Source organism: Pseudoalteromonas sp. SWXJZ10B (genome assembly GCF_015864475.1).
Lineage (GTDB): Bacteria > Pseudomonadota > Gammaproteobacteria > Enterobacterales > Alteromonadaceae > Pseudoalteromonas > Pseudoalteromonas arctica.
Genome location: NZ_JADYXD010000017.1, coordinates 1 through 20,875, shown reverse-complemented (window position 1 = coordinate 20,875; position 20,875 = coordinate 1). Strand labels below are relative to the sequence as shown.

Annotated in this window: 18 protein-coding genes; 14 read left to right on the top strand and 4 right to left on the bottom strand. The window is 39.7% G+C overall.

All coding sequences use genetic code 11. The features are described from left to right. Position 1 precedes the first annotated feature (1 nt). From ribD to I6F54_RS14575, 8 genes are all read left to right on the top strand, one after another. Positions 2–1,126, top strand: coding sequence for a bifunctional diaminohydroxyphosphoribosylaminopyrimidine deaminase/5-amino-6-(5-phosphoribosylamino)uracil reductase RibD (gene ribD, locus I6F54_RS14610; RefSeq protein WP_197142033.1), 1,125 nt, complete (start codon positions 2–4; stop codon positions 1,124–1,126). Positions 1,127–1,153: 27 nt separating this feature from the next. Then, a complete protein-coding gene (locus I6F54_RS14605; RefSeq protein ID WP_166419234.1) occupies positions 1,154–1,807 on the top strand; it encodes a riboflavin synthase in 654 nt (217 codons plus the stop codon). Positions 1,808–1,836: 29 nt separating this feature from the next. Continuing rightward, on the top strand, positions 1,837–2,949 hold the full coding sequence (gene ribBA / locus I6F54_RS14600; RefSeq protein ID WP_165727309.1) for a bifunctional 3,4-dihydroxy-2-butanone-4-phosphate synthase/GTP cyclohydrolase II: 1,113 nt from the start codon (positions 1,837–1,839) through the stop codon (positions 2,947–2,949). A 100-nt stretch (positions 2,950–3,049) separates the two neighbouring features. Next, positions 3,050–3,514, top strand: coding sequence for a 6,7-dimethyl-8-ribityllumazine synthase (gene ribH, locus I6F54_RS14595; protein WP_007587130.1), 465 nt, complete (start codon positions 3,050–3,052; stop codon positions 3,512–3,514). A gap of 15 nt (positions 3,515–3,529) precedes the next feature. After that, positions 3,530–3,940: a transcription antitermination factor NusB gene (gene nusB, locus I6F54_RS14590; protein WP_024599862.1), complete on the top strand. Its 411-nt coding sequence runs from the start codon at positions 3,530–3,532 to the stop codon at positions 3,938–3,940. Positions 3,941–3,986: 46 nt separating this feature from the next. Next, complete coding sequence (thiL, locus tag I6F54_RS14585; RefSeq protein WP_007587128.1) at positions 3,987–4,961, top strand: thiamine-phosphate kinase; 975 nt, start codon at positions 3,987–3,989, stop codon at positions 4,959–4,961. Continuing rightward, positions 4,958–5,443 carry a phosphatidylglycerophosphatase A family protein gene (locus I6F54_RS14580; protein ID WP_197142031.1) on the top strand — a complete coding sequence of 162 codons (486 nt, stop codon included), beginning with the start codon at positions 4,958–4,960 and terminating at the stop codon, positions 5,441–5,443. The genes thiL and I6F54_RS14580 overlap by 4 nt, the downstream gene beginning before the upstream one ends. A gap of 38 nt (positions 5,444–5,481) precedes the next feature. After that, positions 5,482–8,568 (top strand): ligand-binding sensor domain-containing diguanylate cyclase, encoded by a 3,087-nt coding sequence (locus tag I6F54_RS14575; protein ID WP_024589765.1) that lies wholly within the window; start codon positions 5,482–5,484, stop codon positions 8,566–8,568. A gap of 73 nt (positions 8,569–8,641) precedes the next feature. Here I6F54_RS14575 and dxs read toward each other — a convergent pair whose 3' ends face one another. From dxs to I6F54_RS14560, 3 genes are all read right to left on the bottom strand, one after another. Next, on the bottom strand, positions 8,642–10,504 hold the full coding sequence (gene dxs, locus I6F54_RS14570; RefSeq protein ID WP_197142029.1) for a 1-deoxy-D-xylulose-5-phosphate synthase: 1,863 nt from the start codon (positions 10,502–10,504) through the stop codon (positions 8,642–8,644). Positions 10,505–10,609: 105 nt separating this feature from the next. Then, positions 10,610–11,497: a (2E,6E)-farnesyl diphosphate synthase gene (gene ispA / locus I6F54_RS14565; protein WP_007587115.1), complete on the bottom strand. Its 888-nt coding sequence runs from the start codon at positions 11,495–11,497 to the stop codon at positions 10,610–10,612. Positions 11,498–11,499: 2 nt separating this feature from the next. Next, positions 11,500–11,742: an exodeoxyribonuclease VII small subunit gene (locus I6F54_RS14560; protein ID WP_165727311.1), complete on the bottom strand. Its 243-nt coding sequence runs from the start codon at positions 11,740–11,742 to the stop codon at positions 11,500–11,502. Positions 11,743–12,062: 320 nt separating this feature from the next. Between I6F54_RS14560 and pomA the strand changes: the two genes are divergently transcribed. From pomA to I6F54_RS14535, 5 genes are all read left to right on the top strand, one after another. Further along, positions 12,063–12,830: a flagellar motor protein PomA gene (pomA, locus tag I6F54_RS14555; RefSeq protein ID WP_007587114.1), complete on the top strand. Its 768-nt coding sequence runs from the start codon at positions 12,063–12,065 to the stop codon at positions 12,828–12,830. Between the two features lie 2 nt (positions 12,831–12,832). Next, positions 12,833–13,753, top strand: coding sequence for a flagellar motor protein MotB (locus tag I6F54_RS14550; RefSeq protein ID WP_007587113.1), 921 nt, complete (start codon positions 12,833–12,835; stop codon positions 13,751–13,753). A gap of 151 nt (positions 13,754–13,904) precedes the next feature. Continuing rightward, positions 13,905–14,393 carry a hypothetical protein gene (locus I6F54_RS14545; RefSeq protein ID WP_197142027.1) on the top strand — a complete coding sequence of 163 codons (489 nt, stop codon included), beginning with the start codon at positions 13,905–13,907 and terminating at the stop codon, positions 14,391–14,393. Between the two features lie 70 nt (positions 14,394–14,463). Beyond that, positions 14,464–16,404, top strand: a complete 1,941-nt coding sequence (locus tag I6F54_RS14540; RefSeq protein WP_197142025.1) for a DNA topoisomerase III — start codon at positions 14,464–14,466, stop codon at positions 16,402–16,404. 116 nt (positions 16,405–16,520) lie between these two features. Next, positions 16,521–17,534, top strand: a complete 1,014-nt coding sequence (locus I6F54_RS14535) for an IS110 family transposase (RefSeq protein ID WP_197142023.1) — start codon at positions 16,521–16,523, stop codon at positions 17,532–17,534. Between the two features lie 275 nt (positions 17,535–17,809). Here the strand turns inward: I6F54_RS14535 and I6F54_RS14530 are convergent, their stop codons facing one another. Further along, entirely contained in the window at positions 17,810–19,120 is a 1,311-nt protein-coding gene (locus I6F54_RS14530; RefSeq protein WP_197142021.1) for a M20 metallopeptidase family protein, read from the bottom strand. A gap of 111 nt (positions 19,121–19,231) precedes the next feature. Here I6F54_RS14530 and I6F54_RS14525 point away from each other — a divergent pair, with 111 nt between their 5' ends. Then, on the top strand, positions 19,232–20,089 hold the full coding sequence (locus I6F54_RS14525; RefSeq protein ID WP_101162966.1) for a tetratricopeptide repeat protein: 858 nt from the start codon (positions 19,232–19,234) through the stop codon (positions 20,087–20,089). The last annotated feature ends 786 nt before the right edge of the window (positions 20,090–20,875 follow it).

Here is a 20,875-nt window from a genome sequence, read left to right as displayed (position 1 = left end):
AATGCAAAGCCAAACTATTTTTACCGAACATGACGAAATGTATATGGCACGCGCCATAGAACTTGCCAAAAAAGGGCGGTTTACTACAACACCTAATCCTAATGTTGGCTGTGTATTAGTTAAAAATAATCAAATAATTGGTGAGGGTTTTCATCAATTAGCAGGCCAAGGGCACGCTGAAGTAAACGCGTTAGCTATGGCGGGCAACAATGCACAAGGCGCTACCGCTTATGTAACGCTCGAACCTTGTAGTCATTATGGGCGTACGCCACCGTGTGCTGAAGGCTTAAAAAAGGCAGGCGTAGTAAAAGTAATTGCTGCTATGGTTGATACAAATCCACAAGTTGCAGGCAAAGGCCTTAAAATACTGAGCGACGCCGGTATTGACGTTGCTTATGGATTACTTGAATCGCAAGCTCGCGCACTTAACGTTGGCTTTTTTAAGCGAATGGAACAAGGCTTACCTTATGTGACCTGTAAAATGGCAGCAAGCATAGATGGTAAAACAGCGCTTAAAAATGGGCAAAGTAAGTGGATCACAAGTCCTGCTGCTCGCCAAGATGTACAATTATACCGCGCGCAAAGCTGCGCTATTTTAACCGGTGCAGATACTGTATTAGTAGACGATGCTAAGCTTAATGTGCGACTAAGCGAGTTGCCTTGCACGTTACCTACTGATTTACCGCTTCGCCAACCGGTGCGTGTTATAATTGACTCTCAAAATCGCTTAACACCTGACCTTGCTTTATTTAAAATCCAAAGTGATGTAATAATATTTACGACTAAGGTTGATAAATCACTGCAATGGCCGCATTTTGTAAAGCATATTGAAGTAAGTGAAAGTAACGGCAAAGTTGATTTACAGGCTGTTTTAGAAAAGCTTGGGCAACTGCAGTTTAATAATGTGTGGCTTGAGAGCGGAGCAACACTTGCTGGTAAAATGACAGAGCTTAATTTAGTTGACGAGTTTGTTTTTTATTTGGCGCCTAAATTAATGGGCCATGATGCAAAAAGTTTAGTTAATTTTCCTGAATTGACGAGTATGCAAAACACCGTTGATTTAACATTTAATGAATGTGCGCGCATTGGTGACGATTTACGTATCACCGCGTTAAAAGCTCATTAAAACCACTTAATAAAAAAGAGTAGCGGTATGTTTACTGGAATAATAGAAGCCACAGGCAAAATTGCTTTATTACAAAAAAAACAAGGCGACTTAGCTATTCGCATTCAAAGTGCTGATCTTGATATGAAAGATGTAAAACTAGGCGACAGCATTGCAACCAATGGCGTTTGCTTAACCGTAGTTGATAAACATATTGACGGCTTTAGTGCTGATTTATCTAACGAGACGATTGGTTTAACCGGTTTTGCTCACTATGCTTTAGGGCAAACGGTTAATCTTGAAAAAGCCATGCAACCGGTTTCGCGTTTGGGCGGTCATTTAGTATCTGGCCATGTTGATGGCATTGCGACTATCACAAGTATTGCAGCAAACGCTCGAGCAACAGAATATTGGCTTACAACCGACGAAAATTTAATGAAATACATTCCGTACAAAGGTTCGGTATGTATTGATGGTATAAGCCTGACAGTAAACGCTGTAGAGGGCAATAAATTCAAATTAACAATTGTCCCACACACGAGTGAGCAGACCACAATTGCTCATTTTAAAGTAGGTACTCAAGTTAATTTAGAAGTCGATCAAATTGCACGTTATTTAGAACGCCTTATAAAAGGTGCAGAGCAACCAACGGGCTCTGATATTTCGATGAGCTTACTCGCAAAAGCGGGTTTTATTAAATAACGAAACTGATAACTTACACGAGCAAATTTATGAATTTACACAGCGCACAAGAAATCATCGATGATATTAAAGCCGGTAAAATGGTTATTTTAATGGATGATGAAGATAGAGAAAATGAAGGCGATTTAATAATAGCTGCTGAGCATATTAGCGCACAAGCGATTAACTTCATGGCGACTCATGGCCGTGGTTTAATTTGCTTAACTATGACGCAAGATCGTTGCGAGCAACTTGATTTACCGTTAATGGTTAAAAACAATGGTGCTGCATTTTCGACTAACTTTACAATGTCGATAGAAGCATCAAAAGGTGTTACAACCGGTATTTCTGCTGCTGATAGAGCGCGCACAGTGCAAGCGGCTATAGCAAAAGGCGCAGTGCCAACTGATATTGTTCAGCCTGGTCATATTTTTCCTATCATGGCACAACCAGGAGGCGTATTAACTCGCGCAGGACATACTGAAGCTGGCTGTGATTTAGCTCGTTTAGCTGGGCTTGAAGCATCATCAGTTATTGTTGAAATACTCAATGCTGACGGCACCATGGCGCGTCGCCCTGATTTAGAAGTGTTTGCGAAAGAGCACGATATTAAAATTGGTACTATTGCTGATTTAATTGAATACCGTAACTTAAATGAAACGACAATTGAGCAAGTTGCAAAATGTAAATTGCCTACTGTTCACGGTGAGTTTGATTTAGTGACTTATAAAGACACAATTGACGGCCAATTACATTACGTATTGCTTAATGGCGACATAAAAGAGCAAGAACCGACAAATGTACGTGTACATTTGCAAAGCACTTTTAACGATATCCTACTTTCAGACAGAAGTGCTGACCGCAGCTGGGGCCTTTCTGAGGCAATGGCTTATATTGCTAAAAATGAAGGTGCTTTAGTTATTTTAGGTAAGCAAGAAAGCACTGAAGAGTTAGAGGCAACTGTAAAAGCATTTGCAGCAGCTGATGCGGGCGAAAGCGTTACGCCACGTAAATTCAAAGGTACATCTCGTACTGTTGGCGTAGGTTCGCAAATACTTGCAGATCTGGGAATTAAACAGATGCGTTTAATGAGTCGTCCTAAAAAGTATCATGCACTTTCGGGCTTTCATTTAGAAGTTGTTGATTACATTGAGCCACAATAAGCATCACGCTTAAACTAGGCTATTATTTTATTTTTATGGTATGATGCGCAGCAATTTTTGCGCAATCGCAACCGCTTGAACTTATTTTTAGGGTTATCAAATGAAAATTATTGAAGGTAGTAAGTACGCTCCTGGCAAAAAGTTTGCCATTGTCATTTCTCGTTTTAATGACTTTATCGGTAGCAGCCTCCTTGCAGGTGCTGTTGATGAGCTAAAACGCACTGGTGGCGTATCTGATGACGACATTACCGTTATTTATGTACCAGGTGCGGTAGAATTACCTTTAGCGGCTAAACGCGTTGCGGCAAAAAAAGAGTATGATGCAATCATCGCATTAGGCGTAGTGATCAGAGGTGGTACACCACACTTTGACCTAGTTGCTGGCGAATCAAACAAAGGTCTTGCGCAAGTATCACTTGAGTATGATATCCCGGTTGCATTTGGCGTATTGACCACAGAAAGCATTGAACAAGCAATTGAGCGTGCTGGCACCAAAATGGGCAATAAAGGCGGCGAAGCTGCTTTAGGCGCGCTTGAAATGGTTAATGTGTTAGATAAAATTTAAGTTTAAGGAATTTTTGTGAAACCAGCAGCAAGACGTAAAGCACGTATCTTAGCACTCCAAGCCGTTTATTCTTGGCAAATAAGTGGCAATTTAATTGCCGATATCGAACAACAAATGTTGATCGAAACAGACGTTACTAAAATTGATGTTGAATACTTTAAAGATCTAGCGACAGGTGTTGCTGTAAATTACAAGCAACTAGATGAAGCTGTATCGCCACATTTAACACGTCCGTTTAATGACTTAGATATGGTTGAGCGCGCAATTTTACGTTTAAGCAGCTATGAGCTTAAGTTCCGTGACGATGTACCTTATAAAGTTGCTATCAACGAAGGTATTGAGCTGGCCAAAATATTTGGCGCTGAAGACAGCCATAAATTTGTAAACGGTGTACTTGATAAAGCTGTTAAGCATTTACGCAAGTAAGTAAACCGTTAAAGAGGGGAGCCGGCATAGGCCGGCTTTTTTGTGTATGAAGGAATTTGAATTAATTAACCGCTACTTTAAAGGTCGCGGGATCACCCGTCGTGATGTAAATCTAGGTATAGGGGATGATTGCGCTTTAGTAACCGTTCCACAAAACTGCCAACTTGCCGTTACAACAGATACTCTTGTTGCTGGCGTACACTTTTTTGATGATATTTCCCCTCGTGCATTAGGCCACAGAGCGCTTGCTGTTAATTTAAGTGACTTAGCGGCAATGGGCGCTGAGCCAACATGGGTTTCAGTTGCGTTAACCTTGCCAAGTATTGACCCACAGTGGATTGAAGAGTTTACTGAAGGCATGCATGAAATTGCAGAATACTTTAATGTGCAAATTATAGGTGGCGATACCACGCAAGGCCCATTAACTATCACTATTTGTGCAAAAGGGACTGTACCCGAAGGGACTGCACTTCGCCGTAGTGGCGCAAAAGTGGGTGATTGGATTTATGTTACAGGTCCGCTAGGTGACGCTGGACTTGCAATTGAGTCTCGCAAACAAGGTATAAGTATTGAGCCAGAGCATTTAAAGTACTTAAATAAGCGCTTTGACTTTCCAACACCGCGTGTTGCTGCAGGACAGGTATTACGAGGCCTTGCATCATCGGCTATTGATGTATCGGATGGTTTAATCGCTGATTTAAGTCATATACTTGATATGTCGCAAGTAAATGCAGTGGTCAATATTGAAAGTATTCCGACTTCAGATGCAATGCAAGCAAGCCTTGATTTTAATCAGCAGCTGCCATTTATTCTCAGTTACGGTGATGATTACGAATTAATTTTTACTGTCCCTGATAGCAATAAAAGTATGCTAGATATAAAACTGCGTCAATATGGTGTAGATGCAACATGCATAGGCCAAATTAAAAGTGGCGATGGTCAAATTGAACTTTTACACAACGGTGAAAAGTTTGATTTTAAGCAGCAAGGTTTTGAGCATTTTGCAAAGGAGCTGGTTTGAATACTAACCGAAAGTTTAATTTAAAGCGCCCACATCAGTTTTTTGGTTTGGGTTTTGGTACTGGGTTAGCCCCTAAAGCACCTGGTACATTTGGCACTTTTGCTGCACTGCCATTCATTTTTATGACTATGTATTATCCGCTATGGTTGCAAATTGTGTTTGCCGTAGTGATCAGTATATTTGGTATATGGGCCTGTGGTAAAACGGCTGATGATTTAGGCGTGCACGACCATCCTGCTATTGTATGGGATGAAGTGGCAGGTTATTACATTACAATGATTGGTGCAGCACTTAGCTGGCAAACATTACTCGTTGGTTTTTTGTTATTTCGCTTTTTTGATATAGCAAAACCTGGCCCAATCCGTATGCTAGACAAACGAGTACATGGTGGTTTAGGTATTATGGCCGATGATATACTTGCGGGCGTTTTTTCGCTTATATGCTTACAGGCGCTAATAAAAGTGGGTTTACTACCCTTTTAATTTTTTATATTTGATTTGTTTAACTAGGTGGCAGCAATATGATGCGATTTTTACTGGTTTGTGTACTGATGTTGTGCGCGACACCAAGTTGGGCTTCAATTAGTGATTACGTAGTTAAGCAATGGAATATAAAAGATGGTCTACCTTCGCAATCACTTAAAAGCGTAGTACAAGACCAGCAAGGCTATATGTGGCTTGGTACTCAGTTTGGCTTAAGCCGTTTTGATGGCACAACATTTACAAACTACAACACGCAAAATAGCCCGTTCTTGCCTAGTAATGGTATTAATAAACTTTTAGTCGATTCTAGTGGCTTATTATGGGTAGGTACTAAAAGTGGCTTGGTAGTTATTAATCCTGCCACATTTGCAGCACAAGAGTTTAATATTAAAGGTCCAGTAAGAGATATTCTTGAGGACTCCAAAGGCAGCATATGGATTGCGGCTAATGGTTTATACTATGTAGATAGAGGGCAAGTTGATTTACGCACTCAAGTAAATGGCCCCCTACCTATTGTTAATGCTACCGTAATTACCCAAATTGTTGGCTCTGTTAGCCAAATGGCACTCTCTCCAGAAGGTATTTGGCTAGTTAATGATCGTCATTTATTACGCCTTACTAAAAACTCATCAGATTTCTCTAAACTACGTTTAGAGCTTACCGCTAAAATATCGTTACCAGAGCGCTTAGCGCAAACCATAGTGCACGATTTATCATTCTTAAACGGTAATTTGTATATAGCCTCTGAGCTAGGTGCATACTTTTTAGATTTAGATGACGAACTAAGACCTTTTCCTTTACCAAATGCAAATAACTCAGCCGTTTATAAGTTTATGAGTGATACCGATGGTGGCTTATGGGTTTCGACTTATGGACGTTTATTATTTAGAGATAAAACCGGTGAGTGGCAATGGGTAGAACCAAGCCAACTTGATCAAAGCATATGGTTTGCTGATATTTTTAGAGATGATAAAAATAACGTTTGGTTAGCAAGTTTTAGTGAAGGCTTATGGCTTGCCCATGAAGGGCGGGTAGAAAGGCATTCAGCAGTTTCAGATATGACCGAGTCTGTTATGGCTATTAGCCAAGCTCCAGATGGAAAACTGTGGGTTGCTAACAAAAGCGGCATTGGTTATTTCGATTTAGATAAAAGTTTTATTAATTTAGTTCCAAGTAGTAAATATGGATACGCGTCAGTACACGATCTACAATTCGATGGTGAGCGATTATATATAGCCACGGGGCGCGGCTTATTTGTTTTTGAAAACAAGACACTTTATACCGTCCCTGGTCGAGCGCTTCGCGATAACCCGGTATTTGCAATAAGTCGCTCTAGTAAAGGCGGTTTTTGGATTGGTACCGGACGCGGTTTATATCGATTAAATTATGCTGGTTTAACGCCTTTTGCATATAACGCTTTTTTAGGTAGTAAGTTTATTACCTACGTATTGGATAAAACAAACTTTGGTGTGATTGGTACTAGTAAAGGCGCATATTACTTTACAGACCGTGGCATTGAAAAAATTGGTGACCAAACAACACTTGAAAGCGCATACGTAACTAGCGTGCTCCATATAGATGGTGTGGGTATTTTAATCGGCTCTCTTAACGACGGGCTTTTTTACAGAAGTACGCAAGGGCAATGGCGTCAACTCGATGCAGCTAATGGTTTACCGTATGGTTCTATATTTAGCCTAGAATATGATGAAAAATTAAAGCATGTTTGGGTAAGCACCATGAAAGGTGTTTACAGAATGCCTGTAGAGCAATTTAAGACAGAGATAAAAAGCCTAAAAGTTGAAGAAGTAATTTCATCTTTTGACCGTCAACTCGATGGTAAAGCGAATCAATGTTGTAGTGGACTTGGGCATGATGCGGTAGCAGACACCGGCAATTCTATTTGGTACCCAAGCTTACAAGGTGTTGTTGAAATACCTAAAAATGTAGAGCTATTTGGTGTGCTTGCATTAAAGCCAACAATAGAAACAATAACAACACCACTTCGTCATTTAACCACCGCTGCGCTTGGTAAAAAACCATCATTAGAAACAGACGAGCGTGATATAACGCTAACTTACACAGCTATTGATTATTATGCACCAAACAGTATTGAATTTAGATATAAACTAAGTGGCTTAGATAGTGACTGGCGCTATGCTAATACGCGACGTGAAGCTATTTATACTAACTTGCCTCCAGGCTCGTTTTTGTTTCAATTAGAAGCGAAGCGCCAAGGTGAAGACTGGACTAAAGCGCAAGAAGTAGAATACGGTTTTGTAGTGCCTGAGCGCTTTGACGAAACTATTTACTTTAGGCTTTTAATTACCAGTGGCTTTATTTTGCTTTTCTACCTTATTTTTTGGGTGTTTAGAGCGCAAGAGCGTAGAAAACAAGAAGCATTAGAGGGCTTGATCACCGAGCGTACCTTAGAGCTTCGTCAAGCTAATGATAAATTAGGCCAAGTGAATTCACAGCTTAAATTAGTTAGTCACTCAGATGAGTTAACAGGGCTGCGTAGCCGTCGCTTTTTGTTTGATCAACTCCCTAAAGATATTGAACACTTTCAACGTAATTCACAATCGCTGCAGGCACAAGGCAAGTCACTGGTGCTGGTAATTATTAACTTTGATAATTTCAGCCGTATCAATGATGCCTATGGCCCAATTGCAGGTGATAGCTGCTTACAGCAAATGGCTGCATTATTAAATTCGCGTACGCAGGGCTCTGACTATGTGGCACGTTGGAGTGGTGATGAGTTTTTACTATTATTACGTGATTTTAAATGCAATAAAATAGACAGCTATGCTTCAGATCTTTGTAAAGTAATAGCGGCTAATTTATTCCAATTACCAAATGGAAAAACAACTAATATCACGGCATCAATTGGTTGGTCATTTTATCCATTACCACTTTTGGGTGGGCAGGTAATTAGCTGGGAAACATCTATTAACCTAGCTGATATTTCACTACACCAAGTTAAAAAGCGCGGTGGTGATGGTGTTGCAAATATTACGTTTGATGATCAGCTTGATGCATTTGAGTTTGAACAAAATTCTAACGTTGATCAACAATTAGGTATTTTACAAAGCAATGGCCTAGCTGATATTAAAGTGTGGATGCGCTGATCAGCAATATTTGATATTAAAAAAGGAGCCTAGGCTCCTTTTTTAATATGCTCAACTTTAGATGTATAGGAAGTTAATTAATAAACGCTTTAATAGCGGTTAATATTCCTTGCTCGCCTAACCCCATTTCATCGTGCATTTCATCTTGGGTGCCGTGTTTAATAAACTCATCAGGAATACCTAAGTTAAGGATATTAATATCAGCTTTTTGCGTTGCTAAGAATTCGTTAACTGCAGAGCCGGCACCGCCAGCGATTGCATTATCTTCAAGCGTAACAATTACATCGTGGGTAGCTACAAGCTCATTTAAAAGCGCGGTATCAAGAGGTTTAATAAAACGCATATTAACAAGCGTTGCATCTAACTCATCTGCAGCAAGCTGTGCATTTTCAAGTAATGTACCGAACGATAAAATGGCAATTTTACTGCCTTTCTTAATTGTATCCGCTTTACCTATTTCAAGCAGTTGCATCGAGCTTTCAATGTCTGCAGTACCTGCACTACCGCGAGGGTAACGAACGGCAACAGGGCAGTTTGCTTTATAACCGGTGTATAGCATTTGACGGCACTCGTTGGTATCGCTTGGCGCCATAATCACCATATTTGGAATACAGCGCATAAAACTTAAATCGTATGCGCCTTGATGAGTTTCACCATCGGCTCCAACAATACCGGCGCGGTCAATGGCAAATAATACAGGTAAGTTTTGCAGTGCAACATCATGTATTAATTGGTCATACGCACGTTGTAAAAAGCTTGAGTAAATAGCAACAACAGGTTTTAAACCTTCACAGGCAAAACCAGCAGCTAAAGTAACAGCATGTTGCTCAGCAATGGCGACATCAAAATATTGATCTGGATGTTCTTTAGAAAAGCGTACCATGCCTGAGCCTTCGCGCATTGCAGGCGTGATAGCCATTAACTTGCTGTCTTGTTCGGCCATATCACATAACCAATCGCCGAATACTTTTGAAAAAGTAGCAGCACTAGGTTTAGATTTAGGTAGGCTAGTTGTGCTCGGATCGAATTTTGGTACACCATGATAGCCAATAGGATCGGCTTCAGCCGGTTTATAGCCCTTACCTTTTTGCGTTTTTATATGTAAAAGCTGTGGGCCTTTTAAATTACGCATATTACGTAATGTATCTACAAGCATGTTTACATCGTGACCATCAATGGGACCAATGTAATTTAGGCCTAATTCTTCAAAGAAGGTACCCGGGATCATCATGCCTTTAATGTGCTCTTCCATTTTACTGGCAAGTTGCTTTACCGGAGGCACTCCTGAGAGTAACTTTTTACTACCTTCACGAATGTTAGTATAAAAGCTACCTGATAAAATTCGAGCAAAGTGATTTGTTAATGCGCCAACATTTTCAGAAATCGACATTTCGTTATCATTTAAAATAATAAGCATGTCTGATTTTACATCACCTAAATGATTCATCGCTTCAAATGCCATGCCTGCGGTTATAGCCCCGTCGCCAATAATGGCAACAGACTTTCGACCTTTACCTTCTTTTTGTGCGGCAATAGACATGCCTAAAGCAGCTGAAATAGACGTGCTTGAATGGCCTACGCTAAACGTATCGTATTGACTTTCATCGCGAAAAGGAAAAGGGTGTAAACCGTCTTTTTGACGAATAGTGTGCATTTGCTCGCGACGACCAGTAAGGATTTTATGCGGATAAGCTTGATGACCCACGTCCCAAACTAGGCGATCGTCTGGAGTGTTATAAACATAATGCAGCGCAACGGTTAGTTCAACCGTCCCTAAACCAGACGCTAGATGACCGCTACTTTGCGATACTGAGTTGAGTAAATAATCGCGCAGCTCATTGCTAAATGCAGGGAGTTTGTCTTGCGCTAAGTCACGCAATTGGGCTGGCTCGTCAACCAAATTAAGTAATGGATACTTGCTACTATCAAGTGTCATGGTTTTATATATATCCTTCGCTAACATTAATTAATCCAAAGCTTTTACGAATAATTAATGTTGAGTAATAATGTCAGTGCTAATTGCAATACGTATGAGCAAAAATTAGTGGTCACGCTCAATTAGGTAATTTGCTAGCGACGCAAGAAGTGTTGTGTCAGCATCTATATTTGCTAACGCTTCATGGGCTTGTTGTATTAAATTCTGCGCCTTTTCTTTAGCGCCTAGCATACCTAATAACGCCGGATATGTCGCTTTATTCGCGGCAATATCGGAGCCTTGTGGCTTTCCTAAAATAACTGTATCGCCTTCAACATCTAAAATGTCGTCGTGTACTTGAAATGCTAGCCCTATAGCATACCCAAAAACACTTAAATTTTCTAAGGTTTGTTGATCAGCCTTTTCACTGCACAGTGCACCAAGTGTAATTGCGCAATTAATTAGAGCCCCGGTTTTTAGCTTATGTATTCGCTCAAGCTCTTGTACGGTAATTACTTTATCTGTTGCTGCTATATCAAGGCCTTGTCCGCCAACCATACCCTGAAGGCCTGATGCGTGGGCAAGTGTAGCAATCATTTTTACTTGTGTTTGTGATGAGCATTCAAATTTGTGATTCGCAATAAGCTCAAAAGCAAGAGTTTGAAGAGCATCACCGGCTAAAATTGCATTTGCCTCGCCAAACTCTATATGACAAGTAGGGCGTCCGCGGCGTAAGTCGTCATCATCCATTGCTGGTAAGTCATCATGGACTAACGAATAGCTATGAATACACTCAATTGCAGCAGCAAGTACGTTTAAGTCTTGATGGTTTGCGCCGAGCATTTTACCTGTGGCATAAACTAAAAATGGACGTAATCTTTTACCGCCATTAAATAATCCATACTGGGTGGCGTTCTTTACCGTTTCTTCTGTATCGAGAGGCTGATTAAAATGCTGCTGTAAGGTCGCTACTACATCTTTTTGAGCACGTTCAATATGATTTTTTATGCTCACAGCTATTCCATATCATTATCAAAATTTGTAAGTACTGACTTTTCGCCATTCCCCATCAAAACTGATACTTTTTGTTCTGCTTGCTGTAATTTCCCTGATGAAGCACTTGCTAATGCAATTCCACGCTCAAATTGCTTTAACGATTGCTCAAGCGATAAGTCACCTTGTTCCATGTCACTAACGATTGTAGATAATTCTTCTAGTGCTTGTTCGAAACTTAAGTTTTCAGGTTTTTTAGTCGCCATCTTTATTTCAGCTTACATAATAAATTTAGGGGTCAATTTTAGGGGGAATGCTAAACTAGGTCAAAGGATGATATTGGTTTTTTACCTTTATAACGTTAAATTATATTTCAAGTGCATTAATAAAGCCTTAATAGCGTCTGTTGGTTTAATAAATCAATTGATAGTTAGGTAGCCCTTATAACTTGATCTAAGATAGTGCTAAAGGCTGCTTTTTATGTTTATTTATAAAAATGGCTTAAGCAATTCAATATGTTGCCGATAAGCAGTTAATAATAAAAATTTATGATAAGGCCATTAAGCATGAAACTTCTGGAGGAAATGTGGATTTAGCAACCATAATTGGGATCCTAGGCGCAATTGGCTTAATTGTCATGTCTATGTTTATGAGTAGTAGCGGTGAAATGGCTATGTTTTACAATACCCCGTCTGTGGTTATTGTATTTGGTGGTTCACTCTTTATTGTTTTATCAAACTTCACCATGTCGCAATTTTTGGGGATAGGTAAAGTTGTTGCCAAAGCGTTTATGTTTAAAATCGAAACGCCAGAAATACTTATCGAAAAAGCAGTAGAACTTGCGGATTCAGCTCGTAAAGGCGGTTTTTTAGCACTCGAAGAAGCTGAAATTCCAAACCCCTTTATGCGCAAAGGCGTCGATATGCTCGTTGATGGCCATGATGCAGATGTAGTTCGCGCTACACTTCAAAAAGATATTTCTCTAACTACGACTCGCCATGAATTGGGCGCGGGTTTATTTAAGTCGTTAGCTGATATAGGGCCTGCAATGGGCATGATTGGTACTCTAATTGGTTTGGTTGCAATGTTGTCTAACATGGATGACCCAAAGGCAATTGGTCCGGCAATGGCAGTAGCACTATTAACAACTTTATATGGCGCGTTTTTAGCCAATGTTGTGGCAATTCCTATTCAGGTAAAACTTGAACTGCGTAAAGACGAGGAAGCGATGAATCAGCGTTTAATTTTGGATGCTATTTTAGGTATACAAGATGGTCAAAATCCAAAAGTAATCGAAGGTATTTTGAAAAATTACTTAGCTGAATCTAAACGTAAAGTAGATACCGAGGAGTAACTATGTCTGATCAAGAGTGCAAATGTCCACCACCAGGTCTACCTGCATGGATGGGAACGTTTGCCGATTTAATGTCACTGTTAATGTGCTTTTTTGTACTCTTGCTCGCGTTTTCAGAAATGGATGTACTTAAGTTTAAACAAATTGCGGGCTCTATGAAGTTTGCTTTTGGTGTGCAGAATAAAATTGAAGTAAAAGACATCCCTAAAGGGACCTCTGTTATTGCCATGGAGTTTACCCCAGGCAAACCAGAGCCAACCCCAATAGAAACCATTCAGCAGCAAACAGTCGAAATGACTCAACAAATGTTAGAGTTTCAGGCTGGCGATGAAAGCTCAGCAGGCGGCAGGCAAGAACAGCGCGGGGATAAACGCGGTGGCGAATCTCGTAGTACCTCACAAGAAGAATCTTCTGAGCAAGCAACTTCAGCAGCCGATCAGGAGCAAACTAACGAGCTTGTTAAAAAGATAGCGCAGCAGCTTGAAAAGCAAATAATCGATGGCGCAATTGAGCTTGAGTCTTTAGGGCAGCAAATAATTATTCGCATTAGAGAGAATGGTTCATTTCCTTCAGGTAGTGCATTTTTACAACCTAAGTTTAAACCTATAATTCAAGATATCGGTGTGCTGTTAAAAGATGTACCCGGTGAAATAACAGTATCTGGCCATACAGATGATTTTCAGGTATCGAATGAGTTATATATTAATAATTGGGACCTATCATCAAAGCGTGCTGTAGCCGTTGCAAGTGAACTGCAAAAAGTCCAAGGATTTGATAAAACCCGAATGATGGTGGTTGGTCGAGCTGAAACACGACCACTTGTACCGAATGACACCGATGAAGATCGCCGCAGGAATCGCCGAGTAGAAATATCTATATTACAAGGTAAAGCAAAAGAGTCAGCTCCTATAGATGTAAGATAACTTTTATTGGCAAACACACTTATTTATCATAAAGTATGCTTTCTTTAACAAATGTAACGGAATAGTTCATGAAAAAGGTCGATAAGTTTAGTCATATGCCAGGAAATGGCGGTGGTAATGACGATGATGAAAAAAAACTTGATTAACTCTAATGCCTGAATGGTTTTTAAAGACTATATTGATATTAGATACTAGTTGGGTGTTTATTTTAAGCCCTGCTATTTTCATCTTTTATTTTAGAAAAGATTATTTGGCCCTGCGTTTCGCTTTAATTACAGCCGCTTTTTTTTTATATGGAACCATTATTCATCCTTACTTGAAAGAGTTTGATAATGGGATTTATGTTTATCGATACCTTGTTTGGGCTTTTAATGATATTGCTTGGATGGCACTCATCGCATATCTGGGGTTAAAAGATAAGGTTTATTTATGGCAATGCGTATTAGGTCAATTGGTTGTTATTATGGCACCAATTTTACAGCTATTTAGATTAGTCGACCGCCATTTATGGGATCTTTCTTATAGTACATACATTTATAAAACCTTATTGCCATTTATTAATATAGGCACCGTTGTTGTTTGTTATCTTCCGCTTATTTATATTTTAACAAAAGACAAAAAAAGCTCAGCTAGCCAATAGTTACAAAAAGTTCCCTCCTTTAAAATAGCTGTGCTAGACTACTGTTTATATAAACAGTGATGAGCAGGCTATGAAACTCTACATTGCAGAAAAACCTTCACTTGGACGCGCTATTGCTGATGCGTTACCAAAACCACATAAAAAATATGATGGTTATATAGAAGTCGCTAATGGCGATTGTGTATCGTGGTGTATTGGACATTTGCTAGAACAAGCAGAACCCGATGATTACGATGAGCGCTTTAAAAAGTGGCAGTTTGAACACTTACCTATAATACCTGAACAGTGGAAGTTAAAAGCCAAAACCAAAACTCGCAAACAGCTCACTGTTTTAAAAAAATTAATTAAACAAGCCTCGCAACTTATTCACGCTGGCGATCCAGACCGTGAAGGCCAGCTACTAGTCGATCAAGTAATTGAAGAAGCTAAAATAAGTCAGGCTAAAAAGCAGAGTACGCAACGTTTACTCATTAGTGATTTAAACTTATCGGCGGTAAAAAAATCACTGGGTACTATGCGTTCTAATCGAGATTTTATTCCGTTAAGTGTATCTGCTTTAGCGCGCTCTCGTGCTGATTGGCTATTTGGTATGAATTTAACACGTGCATACACACTAGCTGGGCAAAAAGCAGGGTTTGGTAATGTGCTTTCGGTAGGGCGAGTACAAACCCCTATTTTAGGTCTTGTTGTTAATAGAGATAACGAAATAGCACACTTTGTATCTAAGCCTTTTTACGATGTACTGGCGCATTTACTTACTCCAGATAACCAGCCATTCATAGCTAAGTGGGTTCCTAGTAAAGCATGTGAGCCACATCAAGATGAAGAAGGGCGAATACTTAACAAAGCACTCGCACAAAATGTTGCTTCACGCATTACAAAGCAAAGTGCTGAGCTTACTTCACTTGACCAAAAACAAAAAAAACAAAGTGCTCCATTACCGTATAACCTATCTGCACTGCAAATAGATGCGGCTAAAGCATTTGGTATGCCAGCTCAAAAAGTGTTGGATATTTGCCAAATACTTTACGAACGTCATAAATTAATTACTTACCCACGCTCGGATAATCGTTATTTACCTAAAGATCACCATCAAGATGCATCAGCTATTTTTAAAGCTATAAGTGCTAATGGTGGGCAAAGCAGTGAATTAGTAAACGGGGCTGATGTAAAAAAGCGTAGTAAATGTTTTAACGATTCAAAAGTGGCTGCGCATCATGCCATTGTGCCTACGGCTAAGCAGTTAAAGTCAGCGAGTTTGAACGGTGACGAAGCGAAGGTATATCAATTAATAAGCCGCCATTACCTAATTCAGTTTTATCCCGACTATATATATAACGAAACTAAAGCAGAGATAACAATCGCTGGCGGATTATTTAAAGCAAATGCAAAACAAGATGTAAGCCTGGGCTTTAAGGTATTAATGGGTAAGTCTGAATTAAAAGATGAAGCTACGTTACCTCCTTTAACTAAAGGTATGCCTCTTTTTTGTGAGCAAGGCGAAGTGGTCGAAAAGCATACATCACCTCCTGCTTATTTTACCGACGCTACATTATTGGCTGCGATGACGGGCATTAGCCGTTATGTTAAAGATCCACAAATTAAAAAAGTATTAAAAGACACTGATGGTTTAGGGACTGAGGCAACACGTGCGGGAATAATCGAGTTGCTATTCAAGCGGCGCTTTTTAAAACGTGAAGGTAAGTCAATTAGAGCGACCGAAACGGGACTTGCCCTTATTAGCGTATTACCACAAGGTTTAGCGAGTCCTGATTTAACCGCAAAGTGGGAATCGAGCTTAGGTGATATCGCGCAGCAAGTAATGAGTTATCAGCAATTTTTACAGCCTTTACTTGCTGAGCTAAATGGGTTTGTACAATTAGCAGCAAACTGCGATAGCAATGCATTTGCAAGGTTACCAAAAAGCTCACCTAAAAAACGCTTTGCTAAACGAGGTGGAAAAGCGACCCTTAAAAAGTCGAGTTATAAAAAAAGCTCTGTTGCTAGTTAGCTACAGAGCCATTTTATTAAACGATATTACTTAACCTGATGTAATGGTCTCCTCCCTATACGGCATCTATGTGCCATGATTAAAGTGGTTACAATAATCAAAGGGAGAAGACCAAAATGAAGATTACAACAATTGGTTTAGACATAGCAAAAAGATTTTTCCATGTGGTGTGCTGCAATGAACAAGGGCGCTTAGTTAAAAAGAAAATGTTAAAGCGTGCGCAAGTGTTATCTTTTTTCCAACAACACACTACGTGTTTAGTTGCTTTAGAGGCCTGTGCAACTTCTCATTTTTGGGCTCGAGAAATCAGAAAATGTGGTCATGAGATAAAGCTTATTCCACCTCAGCATGTAAAAGCCTTCTTAGTTGGCAATAAAAATGATTATAACGATGCTTTAGCAATTAGCGTTGCTTCAAAACAACATCATATTAAAAGTGTCTGTATAAAATCAGTTGAGCAACAAGATAACCAAGCACAGCACAAAGCGAGAGAATTAGCGGTCAGACAAAGAACGGCACTATGCAATCAAATCCGAGGCTTAACTGCTGAATACGGAATTATTTTAAATCAGGGTGTAAACACAATACGCAAAAGTATCCCCCTAATTTTAGAAGATGAAAATACCGGATTATCAGGCGCATTTAAAGCGGTACTAAAGCAGTTAGAAACACAATTGAATAACTTAGACAGCTGCATTGAAACTTACAGTACATTAATAGTTGAAACAGCAAAACATAATGATATTTGCCAACGGCTCCAAACAATACCTGGATTTGGTCCTATGGTATCAAGCGCCTATTTCAATGAAGTTGGAAATGGCAGTAACTATAAAAGAGGCCGCGATGTTTCAGCGTCTTTAGGTATCGTTCCGCGTCAACACAGTAGTGGCGGAAAAGATACTTTACTTGGGATAAGTAAGCGAGGAAATAGCTACTTAAGGTGCCTGTTGATCCAAGGAGCAAAAGCGGTTGTCTCCAGAGCAAAAACGAAGAATGATAAATTAAGTCAATGGATAAACCGACTAGTTCAAACTCGAGGGCATAATCGAGCATGTGTAGCTTATGCCAACAAGATGGCGAGAATGGCTTGGGCTATTAGCGCTTCAGGTGAGAGTTACTCACCCGTATAAATACTCTTCAAAGAATTGCGTAAGTGACTAAAACGATGACATAACAGGTCAAACCTGCATATTGAAAACCTATAGAGTTCAGTGGTAGTAAATACCGATAACCTGATCAGGACAATATGCGCGGATTACATCAAGGTCAGAAGTAATAATCTTCACTAAAAGACCGTATATATGACAGCAAACCTGTCCCTGCTATCGTTGAATGACACCTTGCAATACTGGAGGAGACCATATATGAACTCTACTTGAGATAGATTTATTATCCAGAATTCAGGTTACTTATTAAATAAAGCAACAGCAGCGTTACTCATTGCTTTTATTCCGGTAGGGATAGCAACTTTATAATCTGGTGCAAATTTACTAGAGTGTAGGGAAGGGAGTACTTCAGCTGTTTTTATCGAATCTGCATATTGTGCTTGGTTTACACCTCCTAGCCAAAATAAGGTAATCGGGATATTTTCATCGGTGCGTCCGTATAGGCCAAAGTCTTCACCCGCCATTACAGCTTGTGTTTCAAGCACATTAGTATCACCAATTGCGCTGGCAATAGAGTTTCTAACAATGTCTGTTTGTGCAGGGTTATTATAAGTAGATGGAATAGATTCATCTTCATGTACATATACTACAGGGTAGTTTGATTCATTTAGGCCAGCACTTTGTGCAATACCTGCCGTGATTCGTTTTATTGCTGCTATTTGAGCACTTCTAACATTTGGGTTATAGCTTCTGAGAGTGAGTTGTAGTTTTACTTCATCCGAAATCACATTATGTTTTGAGCCACCATGAATAGACCCAACCGTAATAACCGAAGGCTCTAGCGGTGAAAGTTCTCGGCTTGTGATTGTTTGCAGAGCAAGTACTGTGCGTGCAGCTATAATCACAGGGTCTATAGTTGTATGCGGATAAGCACCATGACCACCTTTACCTTTTATTGTAATATTGACAGAATCTACACTTGCCATAGTGTATTCATTTTTCATTGATATCTTACCAGCGGGGACGCTAGCACTTACATGTAACGCAATTATATGATCAGGTTTTTCATATTTACTAAATAGTCCTTCGCCTAACATGGCTTTAGCACCCCCACCAACTTCTTCGGCAGGCTGTGCAACCATCATCAAAGTGCCTTTCCATTGATCTTTGTGTACTATTAATTGCTCAGCAGTACCAATAAAAGAGCTCATGTGAATATCGTGGCCACAACCGTGCATTACACCTACTTTAGCACCATGCTCGTCAATTACTTTAACTTTTGAGGCATAGGATTTTCCTGTCTGCTCTATAATAGGTAAGCCATCGGTGTCAGTACGGATCATCACGGTTGGACCGTTTCCGTTTTTGTAAATGCCGACAACACCAAAGCCACCTACATTACTTGTTACTTTAAAACCCAGCTGAGTTAATTTATCCGCTATTTTATTACCCGTTTCTTGTTCGTGATAAGAAAGCTCTGGCGATTGGTGTAAATCGAGGTAAAACTTTTCTATAGCTGGCATGGCTTTGCTTAAATTCAAATCGAGTCCATTTGCTTGTACTAATGGGCTTGCTAATAAAAGTATTGCACTTAGATAAGTTAATTTCATGTTTTCCCTCATTGTTGAATATGTATACCGGATGATTTAGGTATATGACTTGTAATTATTATGTTCACCACCATATAAAAACCTAAATAGATGAATATGGCAATCAATTCAATGAGCAACATAGTTAGTATTAATGCACAAAACCTTCAACAAGTACTCGGTGAAACATCACAGCAAAAATTGGTGTTGCTTAACTTTTTCTCTCCTCAAAGTCCTGACTGCATCGGACAGGCTGCAATTTTAGATAAAGTAGCGGCTGAATATGCAAGCTATATAGTAGTAGCAAACCTAGATTGCGATGCAGAGCAAGCACTCGCTTCTCAACTTGCGCAACAAGTTGGTCTTCAAACTCTGCCTACGCTTGTATTATTAAAAGACTCTGCACCAGTAGATTTACTTGCAGGTGTTCAAAGTGAGGCACAAATACGCGAAGCCCTAGCAAAGCATTTACCTGCGCAACAAGACTTACTGTTAGAGCAAGCAAAACAAGCGTTATTAAAGTCAGATTTAAATGCTGCATTTAATTATGCAAAGCAAGCTTATGAAATAGACAGCGGTAATGCACGCATCAAATTAGTGCTTGCAGACATATGTATTCAAATTCACAAGGTAGATGAAGCCCAAGCGCTTATAAATACAATAGACGTACAAGAGCAAGATGCTTACTTTAATAATATAAAAGCAAAATGCGAAGCTGCGCTTGAAGCAAAAGACTCACCAGAGATTAAAGAAAAGCAACAACAAGTAGAAAAGTACCCAAATGACCTAGAATTAAAAGAAGAGCTCAGTATTTTACTCAATGAAGCAGGCAGAAAAGAAGAAGCATTGGATATACTATTTACAGTGCTGCAAAAAGATCTGAATTTCAATGAAGCGAAACCAAGCTTTTTAGCCATTATTGCCTCTTTACCCGATGGTGATGCGCTCGCAGCAAAGTATCGTCGCAAGTTATATAGTATTTTATACTAGGGTCTGTTGCTCTTTGCGGATTAAAATTTGTTCAAACTAGGGGGTGTTTAATCGCGGCGCGAGATTTGTAACCTAGCGGGCTCGGTAATTGCTCCTGCGTTACCCTACTGGCTTACATCCATGTAAGAATAAGTAAAAACCGAGTAACAAAGAGTAAATAGCCCCTAGGAAGAACCCTTTGGGCAGCGCCTGTTTGGCATTAATGCTACGTTATCGCTTATTTATGGGGAGTAACCACACTACATAGGCTCTGCCTTGCCTGAATACTAAACAGGCTGCTGCAAATTTAACCTTGAAAGATAAACAGACCCTAGATTCTAATAACTATTACTTTTGAGAAGCACCTAAATAAGGTGCTTTTTGCATTTTTAAGGTTTTAATTAAAAGCTATAGAATGGTTTAGCTATGTAAAAACAAGAGTTATCAACAGGTTTTTGTGGGTAACTTGTGCTTATCATGTGTGCTTGCTTGGGGCTTAATTTTAATTACTATTTTATGCAAATAACGCTTGCGTAAAATCCGCCGCTCCCTATAATGCGACCCCACTGAGACGGGAAACGCCAACGCATAGCGAGGCACGAACAACTCAGGGTGTTAAGTAAAACTTAGATAGAATCTTTTTAGAAAGTTTAAATTTAAGTGTTGACAAAAAAATAGGAAAGCGTAATATGCGCAGCCCTAGCGAGATAAAGTTTAACTTTATAATCGCAACGTTCTTTAACAATATAAAGCAATCATCTGTGTGGGCACTCGTACAGATTGAGTTCTAACAGCCAACCTACTTAG